Origin of the sequence: Nitrospira sp. (assembly GCA_030692565.1) — a bacterium.
Classification (GTDB): Bacteria; Nitrospirota; Nitrospiria; order Nitrospirales; family Nitrospiraceae; genus Nitrospira_D.
This window is the reverse complement of sequence record JAUYAO010000004.1, coordinates 1-15,519: the sequence shown is the minus strand read 5'-3', so window position 1 is coordinate 15,519 and position 15,519 is coordinate 1. Positions and strand designations below refer to the sequence as shown.

Below are 15,519 nucleotides of genomic sequence, written 5' to 3'. Positions count from 1 at the left end.
ACCTCAGCCCGACCCACCCTTCCTCAGAATGCCTGTGCCTGATTAGCCTTGCTTCAAGCTATCGAGACCCTTCTGGAACCGGTTGGCGTGCGAGCGCTCGGCTTTGGCCAGCGTCTCGAACCATTCGGCGAGTTCGGCGAATCCTTCATCTCGCGCGGTCTTGGCCATGCCGGGATACATCTGGGTATATTCGTAGGTTTCCCCTTCGATCGCCGACTTGAGGTTGGCTTCGGTATTGCCGATCGGCACTCCGGTGGCCGGATCGCCGACTTCCTTCAAGAAATCGAGATGGCCGAAGGCATGGCCGGTCTCGGCCTCTGAGGTATCGCGAAACAGTCCGCCGACGTCGGGATAACCTTCGATGTCGGCACGGCGCGCAAAATAGAGATAACGGCGATTGGCCTGCGATTCGCCGGCAAATGCGCCCTTCAAATTATCGTGGCTCTTGGTCCCCTTCAAACTTTTCCCCATTGAGTCCTCCTTCTATGACGACGAATTACGATGGTTCGTGGTGATCACCCTCTGCATTGACGGTACGGCGTATAACATAGCTCCCGCGTGGGGTTCAACGGTTGATCTGGCTTACCGCGCGGCGGTCCACGGCGGAAGCTCGGCCTGCATCTCGGCCAGCGTCTTATAGGCTTGATCTTTCTGGGATACCAGAGGATTCACGGCCGGCCAGTCGATCGCCAGCTGCGGATCATTCCATCGAATGCCCCGTTCATCCGATGGAGTATAGTAGTCCGTGCACCGATACATGAATCCGGCCCGTTCGCTCAACACACAAAACCCGTGCGCATAGCCTGGCGGAATATAGACCTGCCGTCCGTTCTCGGCCGACAGTTCGACGCCATGCCAGTGGCCAAAGGTCGGCGATCCTTTCCGAATGTCGACCGCCACGTCGAACACCCGCCCCTCCACGACCATCACGAGCTTCCCTTGTGGACGACTGAGCTGATAGTGCAAACCCCGCAACACATTCGCCTGCGACCAGGAAAAATTGTCCTGCACAAACGCCGCCCCGATACCCGCGTCTCGATAGCGCTCCTGATGATAGGTTTCCACGAAGGCCCCGCGCGCATCGCGCCAGAGCGTCGTCTCGATCACCAGGAGACCTTCCAGCGGCGTCGCGCTAACCTGCATGCCCGCCATCCGGATCGACAATGTCGGGCGCGTCAGGGTACAGTTGCTGAAGGCGATCGATCAACGGCTGGGCCTCCGGCGTACTGGACCTCGAAGGAGGACTCGGCGGATGATCCCAGGTAATCGTCGTAATCCCGGCATCGCCCAGGATCGATTGGATCGCTTCCAGGCAGGCATCCAGCGTGAGATCGTTCCCATGGCGAAGGTCCAATACGCGCTCGCGTTTCGAAACCGGTGGCGGCCCTGTATGAACCAGCGCCCAACAGCGCTCAAAGAGCTCGTCTCTCAGAGGCTGGGGGATGTTTAACGTCGGAAGGTCGGAGGTGCAGAGCGCCGAGACAAACAGCACAAATTGCAGGTCCGGCATACCGGGATTATAGATATCCAAAGATTGCATGATGGCGCTATTATCGGGATGCGGCGCGACTGAGTCAACGCCTACCCGCTACGAAAAAAATCCCATCTGAACACACGCGAACGCAAGGAGCGGCACCAATGGTCACCATTACCCTGACCGGGCAACTACAAACAGCCGACGGCGAGCGAGACATGGCCTGCGAGATCCCCACCTCGCTCACCGTTCGGCAGGTCATTCAACGCCAAGGCTTTCAACTCCGCCACTTACTGCAACTGCTGCGGGAGAAGAAAGTGCTGGTCACAATCAATAAGCGCATCGCGAGCGAAGACTCTCTCGTGCAAGATGGCGACGCGATCAGGCTGGTCGGCCATGACGGCATGGGCGGGAGCGGTCTGGCACCCTCGCATTCCTGAAAAAGAACTCTTGGCGGCACCAATACAAAGGGCTGGTTCCCCGTCTGGAGAACCAGCCCTTTGTTATGTCGTCACCTGCAGCGGATGAAGCCCCAGAGAACTCATGGCGCTGCACCGATGCCGGACGGAACTCCCTCGATTACTTCTTTCCGAGGATTGCGTCCTTAGCCACCTTCGCGACGCGGAACTTCACCACCCGCTTGGCCGGGATCTTGATCGGCTCACCGGTCTGTGGGTTCCGGCCCATCCGGGCTTTGCGGTTCGCCAACACCAACTTGCCGATGCCAGGCACCGTGAAGACGTTCTTTGCTTCACGATAGGCCAAGGCGGCAAAATCGTCCATCATTTGGACGGCGGCCTTCTTGGTCATACCGGCTTTTTGGGCCATGTAGTCAGCGATCTGCGACTTCGTCATTGATTTTGCCATTCGGGAACCTCCTTAGAAAGTGAGAAGAAGAAAACCACAAATCGAATGTTGACTCGCCTCTCTTGAAACACGCTGAATTGAGAATCGTTTGGCGAAAGGCCCTTCAACAACACTCCCACCATGAAAACCCGCGAGAGTGTAGCCAAGAGTCCCCAGGCTGTCAACGAGAAAAACACAGGCCAGGCGTGGGGAAATGCCTACAGTGCCCTCTTGCAGTTGCCTGAGACCCCGGCGTAAAGTAGCGAAACGTCTCAGGCCGGAGGTGCCGGACACCTCAAGAACACGGGCTCCAGTGAAAGGATCATCATGGGCAGGGAACTTCCAATTCTTCCCGCATCTGCGCAGGCGGACTCATCGGAACAGGCTGAAAACTATGTATATTCTCGCGTGTTCTGCCAGAAAGAGAATTCGCCGCCGCTCCGACTCTTGATCGATTTTTTGAAAGCCCGCGGTCAGACGCCCATCGTCCCGACCAACATTGATGACGCGGCTCTCGATGAGTGGGCCTGGGTACAAATTTCCCTGGGCTATCACCGAGACCGGAAGCCGGTTCAATTATTTTGCGTACGCGATCGCGGCACCTATCAAGACGTCTTCGGCCAGGAACAGACTCAATATCGCGATCTGCTGACGGCCTACGAAGACATTGAAGCCCAGCTCGCTCTCGAATTCGTCAATCGCGCACAATTCATTCTTACCACCCGCTTTTCCAAAGACGATATGACGGATGAGGGCTACGATTTCAACGGGTGGATTCTGGAGTTCTATCAGGAACAGTGCAACGGGATCGTCCAGATCGACGACCAGGGCTTTTACTCGCCCAAGGGCGACCTCATTGTCGATATGGCTCCACAGGAAGAGTAGCCGGTTGTGTCGAATCGACCGACCCCGATCACCAGCCTCTCCTCGCTCCCTGAAAAAACCTCACGATGGTTCGAACGAGCCGCGGCAGCCCTCTTAGAACAGCTGCCCTGCCGTCAGGGCTGCTGCCATTGCTGCATCGGCACGTTTCCCGTCACGATTCTCGATCAGCAACAGCTTCAAGAAGGACTTGCCCGGCTTCCGCACGCACAACGCCAGTCCATCCAACAGAATGCTCAGACTCAGGTGACGGCAATCGAAGCTCGTTTTCCCCGCCTCTCTTCGTCACCGATGCTGGACAACTGGCCCGACCGTCTCACCGAGCAACTCGCTGAAGAGTTCCAGGATCTGCCTTGCCCCGCGCTCACCTCCGAGGGGGACTGCGCAGTCTACGCCTTTCGGCCGCTCACCTGTCGATCGATGGGCATCCCACCTGACCAGGATGGATGCGTTGAAGGCGCCTGCGACATCCAAACCGCTATCCCGATCATTCGCCTTTCTTCTCCATTTCGAGAAGAAGAAGACCGGCTGGCCGGAGAAGAGTCTCAACAACTGACCGCGCTGCACCGAATACAGCAATGCCAGGGAGAAGAGCTCCTGCTCCCCTATGCCTTCCTCCCCAAAAAACACCCTCTCGCCCATCTTCACACCGCCTAGACAGAGACTTTCGCCCTATGGTAAGGTGCCACTCCTTGCTTACGGGAGCGCCTGTAGCTCAGCTGGATAGAGCATCAGCCTCCGGAGCTGAGGGCCACAGGTTCAAATCCTGTCAGGCGCACCATCAGCAAGCACAGACAGGGATCACGACTGCACAAAGACCTTCGCATCGCACATTCCTAGGTGGGCCGTTAGCTCAGTTGGTAGAGCAGCTGACTCTTAATCAGCGGGCCGTAGGTTCGACCCCTACACGGCCCACCAAAATCAAACACTTACAAGCCGCAGTCCTCCTCAAAGTCGCCGGTATAGACACCGTGTAGACGGATGGGAGTGAATTATTTTTCTGCCGTTGAAGCTCTGCCCCCTCTCTCCCTCAAGACTCTCCCTGTCTGAAAGAGTCCTTGCAAAGCCTCTCTTTCTTTGAAAGAATAACCAGTATTTCTTTCAAAGCTAAAAGCACTTTGAAAGTCGCCTTACATTCAGGATTCCCACACTATGAATCCAAAAGACTTCCGAGCTCCGAGCGCGGGCAAAGCCATACGGACACCCACAGGCTATACGGCGTTCATTCCAGCCAAGCTGCCGCCCACGCTTACATACGATGACCAGTTTGTGCTGTCGCTGTCTCGGGCCGATGCAGCCCTCAGTGAACTTTCGGGACTAGGCCGACATCTCCCCAACCCGCACCTCTTGATCGCCCCTTATGTCCGACGCGAAGCGGTCTTGTCCTCCCGTATCGAGGGAACAAGAGCCAGCCTGTCCGATCTGTTAATAGATGAGATGGAAGAGCCAGCACGGCGTACCGAAGATCATGACGTTCAAGAAGTACGGAATTATGTCGCGGCAATGGAACATGGTCTCGAACGGTTACAGAAGCTCCCTCTTTCGCTCAGGCTCGTGCGAGAGATGCACGGGCGACTGATGAAGGGAGTACGGGGCGACCGAGCGACGCCCGGAGAGTTTCGCCGCAGTCAAAACTGGATTGGCCCATCAGGAAGCACCATCGAAACGGCTCCCTATGTCCCTCCGCCACCGGAATACTTGGACGACTTGCTGGGAGATTGGGAACGCTTTCTCCACGAGCGGAACACGCTCCCCGATCTCATCCAGTGCGCCATCATGCATGAGCAGTTTGAAGCGATTCACCCGTTTCTGGATGGGAATGGTCGATTGGGAAGGCTCTTGATCACACTCTTTCTCATCGAGCGGGGTCGGCTGCCGCAACCTCTGCTCTACTTATCCTCATACATCGAGGCCCATCGCCAAGACTACTATGATCTTCTGCAACGAGTCAGAACTCACGGAGACTGGATGAGCTGGCTTCGATTCTTCATTGCCGGCGTCACAGAAATTGCGCTTGAAGCCGTGGGACAGGCTGGCCGCCTGATGGATCTTCGCGAAAAGTTCCGTGCTCGCCTTCGCGACAAAGCAAAAGCGTTGGCGTTGTTGGACGAACTCTTTCTGAACCCGTATATGTCCGTCTCACGGGCTGAACATGTTCTCAAGGTCTCCAACCCCACCGCGAGACAGGCCGTGATACTTCTACAAAAAAAAGGGATGTTAGAAGAAATTACAGGGCGCACGTGGGGAAAACTGTACCTGGCAAAACCCATCATGGAAACAATCGAGTTGAAGGGGAACGGCAAATAAGCGCCCTGAGGGGCTGACGTGCACTCCTCGAAATAGACGCGGGTTCTTACCGGTCCGCTGCTCTTCATCAGCGGGCCGTAGGTTTGCCCCCTACCAGGCCTGCCCCAAACACTCCAAATTTTTCTACCATCATTCTAATCGCCCAGCGTGCTGGCAAGCCGCCCTACATAGCTTGGGCAACGATCATCCTGGCCCACTACAACACTCATCCTGCTCTCTAGAAGCGATACTGGATCCCCAGGGAGGTATTGGTATTGAAAAATTCTCGGGAGGTCACGTTCGATAAGCGCTGCGATCGCTGCACGCCCAGTGTCATGATGGCAGCAGGTGAGAGGCGGTATTGAAATTCGGCAGAGCCTTGGTGAGTCGTGTCCACAACTCCTCGATTCGAATCGCCCGCAATCTCACTCGTAAATTCCTTGCGCCGATAGGCATACCCCACCATGAATGAAAGCGGTTCGGCGATCTGAACCGTGGCGCCAATCGACGTAAAATGCTGGCGGTAGGAAACGTCGTCTCTGAATTGGGTCTGCTCGCGGCCATCGGCCAGGCCCTGTTCAAACAAATAGGCCAGACTGAGCGTGACCCGCGACATCACCAGCCACTCCACCTGTGGCCCGGCGCTCCAGAAGGCGGTATCGCGCTCGGCAAAGACGTCGTTAAATTGCCGCAGGCCATACCGGGCAACCAGCGTCCCGATCAACGACTCCGACAGCCGTCGTTCCACCTGCACTCGCCAAATATGTGAGGTCACCCGCTCTTCTTCCGGAAGACGGAGGCCGGTCCGGCGCTCCGTATTGGGGCCGAGAAACAGATTCGGGACAAACCGGTACCGGATCAGGATGGAGGTATCGGCATCCAGCGCCTGCTTCACCTGTATACGGTAATTACCGTGATTGAAAATCGGATTGTCCGTGAAGACGAAACCCGCGGCTTTTAGCGACACCTCCATATCGCCGAGATTCGTCGGGCGCGAGCGGTGGCGTAGATCGATCGACGGTTCCCACACCACATCGCCGGCCTTCTTGACGGACACGACCGCCGGCTGACTGGGGTCTTCAGCCAGCGCCAGACGCCGCGAGGAGGAAAGTTCAAACACATTGTCAGTGTAGAGCACTTTGGTCTCAGCGATGGCAGACCATTCCGCCAGGGCGCGGCCGGGAAGACTCATCAAGGCAAGGAGAAGAACTGCGCTGAAGAACAGATAGCGGGAATACGGCCGGGCCATACCGATCAGATTAGGGCTGCCCGAAGGATCGCACATACAGCAGGACATGCCAGGCTTCTTCTTCGGTGAGAACCAGGGGAACAAATGACGCCATATCGGTCCCCGGGCTCCCATTCTTGAGAATCCAGATGAGCTCACCGTCCGTGCGGGCGGCCTGCCAAATCTTGTCGGTGAAATTGCGCGGGAGCTTGCCGACAAGGCCAGGAATATCACCCAACCCCTTCCCCTCTTTCCCATGACAGGTCACGCAAAACGCCTTGCCCTGAAACAAGGCCCGCCCCTTGTCAATATTCTCAGGCGTCGCTTCAAACGGATTGATCCATGTTCTGGCCTCATCAATCTTATCGGCCGGCACCCGGGGCTTGAGCACCGCCGCCTCAGTGGCCGACGCCACCGCGGGAACTTGTCCGATCATGACCATGATAGACAGACCCAGCAACACCCAATGTCGACAACCCTGCGCCATCATGGCACCCCCTCAGCGATGGAATCCGGCCTATGCAGTGAAAAAACGTGAGGGGGCCAGCCCACATCAACAAAGACGGGGCTGGCCCGATCAACGATCGTCTACTTGTCTGAATGGCCAGGGAACTTGTGCCCGAGTGACTGCGGGAAACTCACCGTGCCGTCCGGGAATTCCTGCCCATGCTGCCACAAGTGATAGATCACACCGTCCGTTCCGGCGGCCACTTCGGCCACCTTCGCGGCTTGATCGGCCGGCATGTCGAGAATCTGCACGCGGCCCGTGGCAATCTCGACCTTATGATCGTGGAAATGACGGTGCCACTGAATGGCAGGCAACTTCCTGGTCAGGTCTTTTGACACGAAATACTCAATCGCGACGAGCTTGGCTTTGGGATCGGTCGAGTCGAACAGAAGACATTGAAGAATCTTGTCTGAGATGCCTTTGCAATAGTGATGGAACGGTCCGCCCGGTTCCCCGTTTGCCATCAAATGAGGAGCCTGTACATGGATGTCGAACCCTTCGACCGGCGACTTCGGCTCTCCGCTCATCGCCTTCTGCGGCGCCACTCCGGCACAGCCGATGGCTGTCACCGCAATCATGACTAACAGTCCTTTTTTCATCACTTGCGACCTCCTGATTTGGGGTTGGAATATGGCACAACACGGATGCGACCTACTGATCCTCCTTGAGCGTTCACCCTACTGAGAGCGGAATCGACAGAAAAGGATTCGAAAAACTATCGCCCGAAGCTCCAGGCCAGTTTGCATGACCTGATGCCCGGAACAGCTGAAAATCGCTGCAGAAAATCCTGCACACTCGTGCGCGTGATTTATCACAATCGACAAGGGTCAGATGGAGCAAAATAGAGCAAGTCCGCTAGAGACAACCCGGAAACGAGTTGTTGGCTTACGCAGAAGAGTCAAGTCCTAGGAAGATCGAACGGGCGGGGTCGATCGCGAGGGAGTGATGAGTTTCTGGGCCGGCTGAGGGAGCGCGCCTTGCGCGTCCATCATCTCGAACATGAGGCAACATTTCAATCGTCCGCAGACGCCGAGCAGCCGGGGATCTTCGACCTGCAACCCCATTGTTCTCGCCTGCTTCACGGTCACCGGCTTGACCTCTGTCAGAAAGCTGGTGCAACAGAGTACCAGTCCGCAGGTATCGAGTCCGCCGAGTCGCCGGGCTTCCTCCCGGACACCTACCTGGCGCATTTCGATCCGGCCGCCAAAACGCCTGGCCAAGTCACGCACGAGCTCGCGGAAATCGATACGATCGTCTGCGGTATATACGAAGGTCAGTTGCCGGCGCTGGAGCGCGCCATAGACCTCGACCAGCTTCAACCGAAGCTTCATCTCACTAGCCTTCGCCCGGCAATACGCCATGGCCTCGTGAGAGAGCCGCTCAAGCCGTGACACGAGCGCAGCATCTTCCCCGTTTGCCTTGCGCAGAATCGGCTTCAATACGCGCATGGGCGGAATAAACGGAGTCTCGTAAGGCGCGGTGTACACCACACCGTAGGTCACTTCGCCATCGGCTTCGAGCAAGACCCGGTCACCGGTCCGCAGAAGTAATTCTCCGGCATCCAGTTTCTTGACCTCCCCGCGATCCCGGATCTTCACTTCGGTCAACCGGACCGATTGGGGGTAGGCCTTTACCATCTCGTCGATTGTGACCTGATTCATGGCTCGCATGATACACGAGTTCACCCTGAAGGGAAACCGGCGAAGAGGCGGTCGCGCTAAACTGCCGTTGCGACTCCCAGCACCAAAAACTCTCCTAAGCCATTGATATGGATAATATATTAGAACATCGTCGCACTGAGGCTTTGTGGTAATGTACTAGAGCCGACTCGGCTGAACGAGCGAAATGCAATTTCCCCGATACCGTGGACTGATAAAGGAGCCGTTCTCGCATGATACGAATTCCGACGAGAGTCGTTCTCCCCTTCGGCTATCAAATTTCAATCCGCCAGCTGACGGATACTGAAATGGATAAGCGCGATGCCAACGCCGATGGCATCTGGGATGACGACAACAGGACGATTTATATTCGAAAGCGCCTCCCGATGACCAGGCGCCGCTATATCCTCGCGCACGAACTCGGACATGCCTGGCTGGACTGGCAACATCGACATCTCGACGAAGGAAAGGCGAGCACCTGAGGCCAGGCAGAATCACCCGTTGGCCAGCTTCATGATGTATTCCCACTCCCCTTTCGTGACCGGCTGAACCGACAATCGAGAACCTTTCTGCAAAAGCGCCATCCCCGCGAGCGCCTTCTCCATCCGCAAAGAGTCGAGCGAAATGGGCGCATCGAAGGTCCGGACATGGCGGATATCGACCATGTCCCACCGGGGTGCCTTGGGATCGCTGGCAGGATCGAAATGCTTGTGGCGCCGCTCGAACTGGGTCGGATCGGGATACGCCGTAGCCGTGACCTCCGCGATTCCCACGATAGCCGGAGGATTCGCGTTACTGTGGTAGAACAACACCTGATCGCCCGGCTGCATCGCCCGCATGAAATTTCTGGCTTGGTAGTTCCGTACCCCATCCCACGAGGTCATGCGCTTCGGCGCCCGCGCCAGGTCCTCGATCGAAAACACCAACGGTTCTGATTTCATCAGCCAATATTGCTTTGGGTGCGACATCCCTGACATCCTCTCTTGGTCAAATCTCCCACGACTGCTATGCTGCACGTCCTAGCGACCCCCATCATCCCTAAGGAACGTCGATGGAACTGAGCCCATTTTTCTTCGGCCTCTATAAGCTCGTCAAGTATGGTGTCTATCCCCTGACCTGGATCCTCGGTCTCTCGGGCCTGGTCCTGCTCTTCGCCTGGCTTCCCTTCTCTTCCGTACGACAGCGCCGCCTCCGCCTGAGCGCTATGGCTCTGGTCACCCTGCTCCTCATCCTCACGTCTCCACTGACTGCGCACGTGCTTGTAGCCGCGCTGGAAGACGAACACCTTCCGTCAGGCCTTCCGAGGCCAATCGCGAACGGCACCATCGTGGTGTTGGGTGGCGGACTGCGAGACGCCGGCTCGCTACGCCCCAGGATCGAACTGACGGAAGAATCCATGCGGCAAACGGTCTGCGGCGCCGATCTCTACCGTCATGGCATCGCCCCATCGCTGCTTGTAACCGGCGGAGACGCCCGCGTATTGGGGGCAGGGCCGGCCGAGGCGACGGTCCTGAAAGAATTTGCCACCCGCCTCGGAGTCCCCGCAACCGCTATCATCACAGAAGACCAGGCCCGCACAACCTACGAAAATGCCACAAGAACGAAAACGCTCCTCGGCGACCGCGCCTCGATTATCCTGGTCGCCTCCGCAACCCATATGCCAAGAGCGGCGGCGCTATTCCGCGCGCAAGGATTCGACGTCATCCCCTCCCCTTGCGGATTTCATGCAAGAAACCGGGTCACGGATGGCTGGGACACCCTCTCCATTTTCGATGTGCTTCCCGCCACATGGGCTTTCCGGGAAGTATCAGAAGCGATCGAGGAACTCGCCGGCATCGCCGTCTACCGGCTCGCGGGAAAGCTCTGAAAGCCGCACCCCCGTTTCGACAAAAGCCAGAAACGAACGGCACTTGAGGAGTCGACTCATACCTCAGCTCCCCCCTCACCCTGCGACAAGGCCCGCCCCCGATCCTCAATAAACGCCAGCAGCGCACGATACGTCAGCTCTCTGGTTCTCGCTTTACTCCCGGCTTCGGATCCTACATTGCTCTCGACATAAACTCGATCGGTCAAAAATGTGCTCGCCTCATTACAAAGCCCCCACATGTCATGAAGAAAGCCCTCGGGCAACCCGACCTGCATACCTTCAGACTCGATGCGGTCATCAAGGAGCGCCAACAGATCCGAGATGGCATGGTCAGGCCGATAGGCAGAGGCGGAAAAGCCAAACCGCTCCTGAGCCAAGGTCTCCTGCCGGGCCTGCTCCACCAGATCCTGCATATACTCTTTCAACAAACCGATCACATGACCAGAAAGCATGCCGCCATTATCGGCATTCCGTGGAGGAGGAGCAAGGACGCGTTCCGGTTGACCCTGCGCCAAATGCTTCTCTATGATGCGAACTACTCGACAACATAGAGACCCGATGACCGAACGATACGACATCTCTCTGAACACCCCGGCGGGGCAACTCACCAGTGCGGTCGACGTGCCCACTGGCTTCGTGCCGGTCTCGGCGATCGTGCCGATGATGCGGCGGCTGGGAGAAGAAGCCCAGGCCCTGGAAGAACGCCGAAGCATTGAGGCGGGACATGCCATCTCATGCAAAAAAGGTTGCGCCGCCTGTTGCCGCATGCTCGTGCCGGTCTCAGCCCCCGAAGCCTTTGCGCTGCGCGCCTATGTGCAGACCTTGCCGGAAGCCGAACAGACCCGCCTGACTCAACGGTTGGCCGTCACGCGGACGGCCCTGCTGGCCCGCGGACTCTGGAATAATTTGATCGAGATGGGTGAATCGACGAACCCGCCTGACGACACGGCGCTGGAGCCGATCAATCGCGCCTATTATGCGCTGCGGCTCCCGTGCGCATTTCTCGATCAGGACGTCTGCACCATCTACGAGCACCGGCCGGCAGCCTGCCGCGAATTGCTGGTGACCTCACCGGCCGAGTGGTGCCAAGACCCGGCGGAACATCCCGTTGATGCCTTGCCGGTTCCGGTGCGGATCGGACCGGTGCTGAGTCTCTTGTGGGGCGAACTGACGGAGCAACTGCCGACGCTGATCCCCCTCGCGACCGCGCTCGATTGGGCCGCCCGCCATGAGCAGGAGAATCAGCCGCGCTGGCAGGGCACCCACATCCTCGATCGCGCGCTCGACAAAGTCTGGCGGTTCCTCAGTCAGGCATTTCAGAAGGAAGCATAATGTCCAACCAACAACCACCCTCTCCCCTTGGAGGAGAGGGCAGGGGTGAGGGGAAGAAAGCCTTTACGCGTTCCTTGCGTGCGAATCAAACAGACGCCGAGCGACGCCTATGGCAATTGCTCCGGTCAAGACAACTCAATGGGCTTAAGTTTAGGCGTCAACATCCGGTTGGCCCCTACATAGTAGATTTCTGCTGTCTTGAACAGCGGCTGATCGTTGAGCTTGATGGCGGGCAACATGCTGACGAGACAAGGAACGATGAAGTCCGTACTCACTGGCTAAGCCTTCAGGGATACCGAGTCTTACGCTTCTGGAATCATGAGGCACTGATAGAAACTTCAGCGGTACTGGAAGCGATCCAGCTCGCCGTGAGACCCCCTCCCCCTACCCCTCTCCCTGGAAGGGAGAGGGAACATCGAACAAAAGCTGTGAGTCCCCTATCAACCGCCCAGCAAGGAGAAGCTCGAATGCAGAAGCCTGTGATTGCCTGTTTGGATTTAGAAGGCGTGCTCGTGCCGGAAATCTGGATCAATGTTGCGCTCAAGACCGGAATCGAAGAACTCAAGATCACGACGAGAGAGATGCCGGATTATGACAAGCTGATGAAGCGGCGGCTCGCCATTCTCGATGAGCACAAGTTGACCCTCGCCGACATTCAGAGCGTGATCGATAAGATGGGGCCGCTGGAAGGAGCGCCGGCATTCGTCACCTGGTTACGTGAGCGCTGCCAGGTGATTATTCTCTCGGACACGTTCTATCAATTCGCGCTGCCGCTCATGCGTCAGTTGGGCTATCCCACGCTGTTCTGCAACCAGCTTGAAATCGACGGAAGCGGCCGCATCGCGGCGCACCACATGCGGATGCCGAATCAGAAAAAGTATTCCGTCGCCGCCTTCAAGTCGTTGAACTTTTTCACCATGGCCGCCGGCGACGCCTACAACGACACCGCCATGCTGGGCGAAGCCGACGCCGGATTCTTCTTCCGGCCGCCCGATCATCTGCCGAAAGAATTCCCGCAGTTTCCGGTGACCCAGACCTATAGCGAACTGCAAGAGAAGTTTGCGAAGGCGGGGAATTTGAAATAGCGTTCAGCCATCAGCGTTCAGCTCTCAGCCACTAATTTTTCCTCCCCTTTGTAAGGGGAGGCCAGGAGGGGTAGCAGCTCATGAGCTACCATGCCGATGCAACCTCACATGCCCGTCACGGCTGCCGGAAGTCTCGACCTCCCCTGCCCCCTCCTTACGAAGGAGGGGAAAAGAAAGCTGACTGCTGAAAGCTGACTGCTTTCTTACTCTCCATTCACTATCTCCAACACCCGACGGCCGTAGCGCTCGACTTTCGCGTCGCCGATGCCGGGGATTTCCAGCAAGGCCGCCTGGGTCACGGGCTTGTGGCTGGCAATCGTGCGCAAGGTTTTGTCATGAAAGATGACGAACGGCGCCACCCCCTCCTCTTCCGCCAATGCCGTTCTGAGCCGGCGGAGCCGCTCATAGAGCTGCGGATCACCCTGAGCGGCGAGTTCGATCGCGCGAGAGGGTCGCCGTTCAGCCACTGGCTTTGTCGATCGTGCACCGATCGCGCCCCCGGCCGCCTGCCGTGCGTCGAGGGCACGGGTCCCGTTCAGCACCTCGCGGCCCAGGCGCGTCAGGTCAAGCAAGGGATACTCCTGACCAATCACCGCCAGATAGCCCGAATCAATCAGATCTTTCACCGCATGCGTGACCGTCGTTTTTGAGGAGTCCCGACAGAAGCCATAACTCTCACACCGCTCGGCTCCTTGCGACAGGATCGCCTTCGATTGGCTGCCGCGAAGAATCTCCACAACGCGGGTCACCCCGAATCGCCCATCACACCAGGCCACCGTCTGCAACACAGCCCTGGCACAGGCCGCATCATCCTGAAGAGATGCGGGCGCTTCATGCACCTCGCTCACGCAGCGATCGCAGAGGCCGCAAGGCCCCATGGCCCGCTCCTCGGCATCGCTGAAGTAATCCAGAATCGCCAGCTGGCGGCAGGTACGGACCGACACATAGGCCAGCATCTCGCGAAGCAACGTCCGCATGCGAGCCGCACGTTCTCCACTCGCCGGATCTTTCGCCGCCTGCTGAATGAAATATTCCTGCGTATTGAGATCCCGCTCGTGAAACAGCAGCACACAAGCAGCCGGCAACCCGTCGCGCCCGGCGCGGCCCGCCTCTTGGTAGTAGGCTTCGATGCTTCCCGGAATATCGATGTGCGCGACCAAACGCACGTCCGCCTTATCGATGCCCATACCGAACGCGTTGGTCGCCACGAGAATGCGGAGCTGCCCCTGGCGAAAATCATCATGGACGAGTCGCCGCTCCTCATCGGAAAGCCCGGCATGGTAGTACCCAACAGACGGATGGGTTTGCCCGAGCCAGCTCGCGACGTCCTCCACCGTCCGGCGGGTGGCTCCATAAATCACAATGGTCCCCGTGTCGCATTTGCGCACCAGCCGATCCAATTCCGTCAGCTTCTCCCCAAGCGACGAACAGAGCCGGACGGACAAGGCTAAATTTTCCCGGCGGAATCCCGTCACCACGGGCAACGGATCGCGCAGGGTCAACCGTTCACAAATGTCGGCCTGCACCCGCGTCGTCGCCGTGGCCGTCAACGCCAAACAGGGCGGATTGTTGAGTTCCTGGCGCAGGCGCCCGAGCTTCATATAGTCGGGTCTGAAATCATGCCCCCATTGGGAGATGCAATGCGCTTCATCGACGACCAGGAGCGACACCAGGCATTTCCTGACCAGGCGCAGAAACCCTTCGTGTTGAATCCGTTCTGGCGCCACATAGAGCAGTTTGAGACTTTGAAGGTGAAGACCCTGGATGACCTTGTCTCGCTGCTGCTCGGTCAGGCCGGAATGGAAGGCGGCAGCAGAGATTTTCCGTTGCCTCAGGCTCTCAACTTGATCCTGCATCAAAGCGATAAGCGGGGACACCACGAGGGTCAACCCTGGCAAGAGTGTCGCAGGAAGTTGATAGCAGAGCGATTTCCCCTGGCCGGTCGGCATGACCACCATCGCGTCGCGGCGGGCCAAGACGGCCCGCATGACGTCCTCTTGGCCGGGCCGGAACTGGGCGAGACCGAACTGCTGTCGAAGCTGTTTCTCTAGATCGTACAAGGTGTGCGTAAACGAGTTAGATGTCGATACGGGCGGAGTATAGACGAGCGGTTGGCCCTGAACAAGCGGTCGACGGCTAATAGCCCCCTAGGAAAACAGTCATCAGCTTTCGGCTTTGAGAGGGGGCACTCCAGTCAGCACTCATCTTTTCATCCCCTTTGTAAGCGACTGTCTTGACAGTCAAGGGTGAATGAGAGTTTTCCGCGCCTGTCACGAATTCGCGACGCACGCCGTTGGCCCAGGGCCAGAGATCGGCAGTCGACCCGACTCAGAGCAGCAGCGGCGGGCGCGGT

20 protein-coding genes and 2 tRNA genes are annotated in these 15,519 nt (G+C 57.9%); 10 read left to right on the top strand and 12 right to left on the bottom strand.

What is annotated here, in order from left to right:
- Positions 1–42: 42 nt before the first annotated feature.
- The 3 genes from Q8N04_01240 to Q8N04_01230 all read right to left on the bottom strand — a co-directional run bounded on the left by Q8N04_01240 (position 43) and on the right by Q8N04_01230 (position 1,540).
- On the bottom strand, positions 43–471 hold the full coding sequence (locus Q8N04_01240) for a rubrerythrin family protein (protein MDP3089275.1): 429 nt from the start codon (positions 469–471) through the stop codon (positions 43–45).
- Between the two features lie 111 nt (positions 472–582).
- Positions 583–1,143, bottom strand: a complete 561-nt coding sequence (rfbC, locus tag Q8N04_01235; protein ID MDP3089274.1) for a dTDP-4-dehydrorhamnose 3,5-epimerase — start codon at positions 1,141–1,143, stop codon at positions 583–585.
- The gene (locus Q8N04_01230; protein ID MDP3089273.1) at positions 1,133–1,540 is read right to left on the bottom strand and encodes a hypothetical protein; all 408 of its coding nucleotides are present in this window, start codon (positions 1,538–1,540) and stop codon (positions 1,133–1,135) included. Before Q8N04_01230 ends, rfbC begins: the two co-directional genes overlap by 11 nt.
- 98 nt (positions 1,541–1,638) lie before the next feature.
- Here Q8N04_01230 and Q8N04_01225 point away from each other — a divergent pair, with 98 nt between their 5' ends.
- The gene (locus Q8N04_01225) at positions 1,639–1,914 is read left to right on the top strand and encodes a MoaD/ThiS family protein (GenBank protein ID MDP3089272.1); all 276 of its coding nucleotides are present in this window, start codon (positions 1,639–1,641) and stop codon (positions 1,912–1,914) included.
- A 139-nt stretch (positions 1,915–2,053) separates the two neighbouring features.
- Here the strand turns inward: Q8N04_01225 and Q8N04_01220 are convergent, their stop codons facing one another.
- Complete coding sequence (locus Q8N04_01220) at positions 2,054–2,341, bottom strand: HU family DNA-binding protein (protein MDP3089271.1); 288 nt, start codon at positions 2,339–2,341, stop codon at positions 2,054–2,056.
- 306 nt (positions 2,342–2,647) lie between these two features.
- On the opposite strand from Q8N04_01220, the gene Q8N04_01215 reads away from it, so the two are divergent.
- The 5 genes from Q8N04_01215 (at position 2,648) to Q8N04_01195 (ending at position 5,509) form a co-directional block, all read left to right on the top strand.
- Positions 2,648–3,205, top strand: a complete 558-nt coding sequence (locus Q8N04_01215; protein ID MDP3089270.1) for a hypothetical protein — start codon at positions 2,648–2,650, stop codon at positions 3,203–3,205.
- 6 nt (positions 3,206–3,211) lie between these two features.
- Positions 3,212–3,859 (top strand): YkgJ family cysteine cluster protein, encoded by a 648-nt coding sequence (locus Q8N04_01210; GenBank protein ID MDP3089269.1) that lies wholly within the window; start codon positions 3,212–3,214, stop codon positions 3,857–3,859.
- A gap of 47 nt (positions 3,860–3,906) precedes the next feature.
- Positions 3,907–3,983 (top strand) — tRNA-Arg (locus Q8N04_01205).
- 61 nt (positions 3,984–4,044) lie between these two features.
- Positions 4,045–4,120: transfer RNA gene (locus Q8N04_01200), tRNA-Lys, on the top strand.
- A 234-nt stretch (positions 4,121–4,354) separates the two neighbouring features.
- Entirely contained in the window at positions 4,355–5,509 is a 1,155-nt protein-coding gene (locus Q8N04_01195) for a Fic family protein (GenBank protein ID MDP3089268.1), read from the top strand.
- Between the two features lie 217 nt (positions 5,510–5,726).
- Here the strand turns inward: Q8N04_01195 and Q8N04_01190 are convergent, their stop codons facing one another.
- The 4 genes from Q8N04_01190 to ricT all read right to left on the bottom strand — a co-directional run bounded on the left by Q8N04_01190 (position 5,727) and on the right by ricT (position 8,885).
- The gene (locus Q8N04_01190) at positions 5,727–6,785 is read right to left on the bottom strand and encodes a hypothetical protein (GenBank protein MDP3089267.1); all 1,059 of its coding nucleotides are present in this window, start codon (positions 6,783–6,785) and stop codon (positions 5,727–5,729) included.
- Positions 6,748–7,206: a cytochrome c gene (locus Q8N04_01185; GenBank protein MDP3089266.1), complete on the bottom strand. Its 459-nt coding sequence runs from the start codon at positions 7,204–7,206 to the stop codon at positions 6,748–6,750. The genes Q8N04_01190 and Q8N04_01185 overlap by 38 nt, the downstream gene beginning before the upstream one ends.
- 98 nt (positions 7,207–7,304) lie before the next feature.
- Entirely contained in the window at positions 7,305–7,823 is a 519-nt protein-coding gene (locus tag Q8N04_01180) for a DUF1264 domain-containing protein (protein ID MDP3089265.1), read from the bottom strand.
- A 306-nt stretch (positions 7,824–8,129) separates the two neighbouring features.
- Positions 8,130–8,885: a regulatory iron-sulfur-containing complex subunit RicT gene (gene ricT / locus Q8N04_01175; GenBank protein MDP3089264.1), complete on the bottom strand. Its 756-nt coding sequence runs from the start codon at positions 8,883–8,885 to the stop codon at positions 8,130–8,132.
- Between the two features lie 230 nt (positions 8,886–9,115).
- Here ricT and Q8N04_01170 point away from each other — a divergent pair, with 230 nt between their 5' ends.
- Positions 9,116–9,364, top strand: a complete 249-nt coding sequence (locus Q8N04_01170; protein ID MDP3089263.1) for an ImmA/IrrE family metallo-endopeptidase — start codon at positions 9,116–9,118, stop codon at positions 9,362–9,364.
- A 12-nt stretch (positions 9,365–9,376) separates the two neighbouring features.
- Here Q8N04_01170 and Q8N04_01165 read toward each other — a convergent pair whose 3' ends face one another.
- On the bottom strand, positions 9,377–9,850 hold the full coding sequence (locus Q8N04_01165; GenBank protein MDP3089262.1) for an EVE domain-containing protein: 474 nt from the start codon (positions 9,848–9,850) through the stop codon (positions 9,377–9,379).
- Positions 9,851–9,933: 83 nt separating this feature from the next.
- On the opposite strand from Q8N04_01165, the gene Q8N04_01160 reads away from it, so the two are divergent.
- On the top strand, positions 9,934–10,749 hold the full coding sequence (locus tag Q8N04_01160) for a YdcF family protein (protein MDP3089261.1): 816 nt from the start codon (positions 9,934–9,936) through the stop codon (positions 10,747–10,749).
- Positions 10,750–10,805: 56 nt separating this feature from the next.
- Here Q8N04_01160 and Q8N04_01155 read toward each other — a convergent pair whose 3' ends face one another.
- Complete coding sequence (locus Q8N04_01155; GenBank protein ID MDP3089260.1) at positions 10,806–11,264, bottom strand: hypothetical protein; 459 nt, start codon at positions 11,262–11,264, stop codon at positions 10,806–10,808.
- A 43-nt stretch (positions 11,265–11,307) separates the two neighbouring features.
- Between Q8N04_01155 and Q8N04_01150 the strand changes: the two genes are divergently transcribed.
- Positions 11,308–12,081 (top strand): YkgJ family cysteine cluster protein, encoded by a 774-nt coding sequence (locus tag Q8N04_01150; protein ID MDP3089259.1) that lies wholly within the window; start codon positions 11,308–11,310, stop codon positions 12,079–12,081.
- A gap of 125 nt (positions 12,082–12,206) precedes the next feature.
- Here Q8N04_01150 and Q8N04_01145 read toward each other — a convergent pair whose 3' ends face one another.
- Positions 12,207–12,356 carry a hypothetical protein gene (locus tag Q8N04_01145; protein ID MDP3089258.1) on the bottom strand — a complete coding sequence of 50 codons (150 nt, stop codon included), beginning with the start codon at positions 12,354–12,356 and terminating at the stop codon, positions 12,207–12,209.
- A gap of 192 nt (positions 12,357–12,548) precedes the next feature.
- Between Q8N04_01145 and thrH the strand changes: the two genes are divergently transcribed.
- Positions 12,549–13,166: a bifunctional phosphoserine phosphatase/homoserine phosphotransferase ThrH gene (gene thrH, locus Q8N04_01140; protein MDP3089257.1), complete on the top strand. Its 618-nt coding sequence runs from the start codon at positions 12,549–12,551 to the stop codon at positions 13,164–13,166.
- A gap of 203 nt (positions 13,167–13,369) precedes the next feature.
- Here the strand turns inward: thrH and Q8N04_01135 are convergent, their stop codons facing one another.
- Entirely contained in the window at positions 13,370–15,226 is a 1,857-nt protein-coding gene (locus Q8N04_01135; protein ID MDP3089256.1) for an ATP-dependent DNA helicase RecQ, read from the bottom strand.
- Positions 15,227–15,519 lie beyond the last annotated feature (293 nt).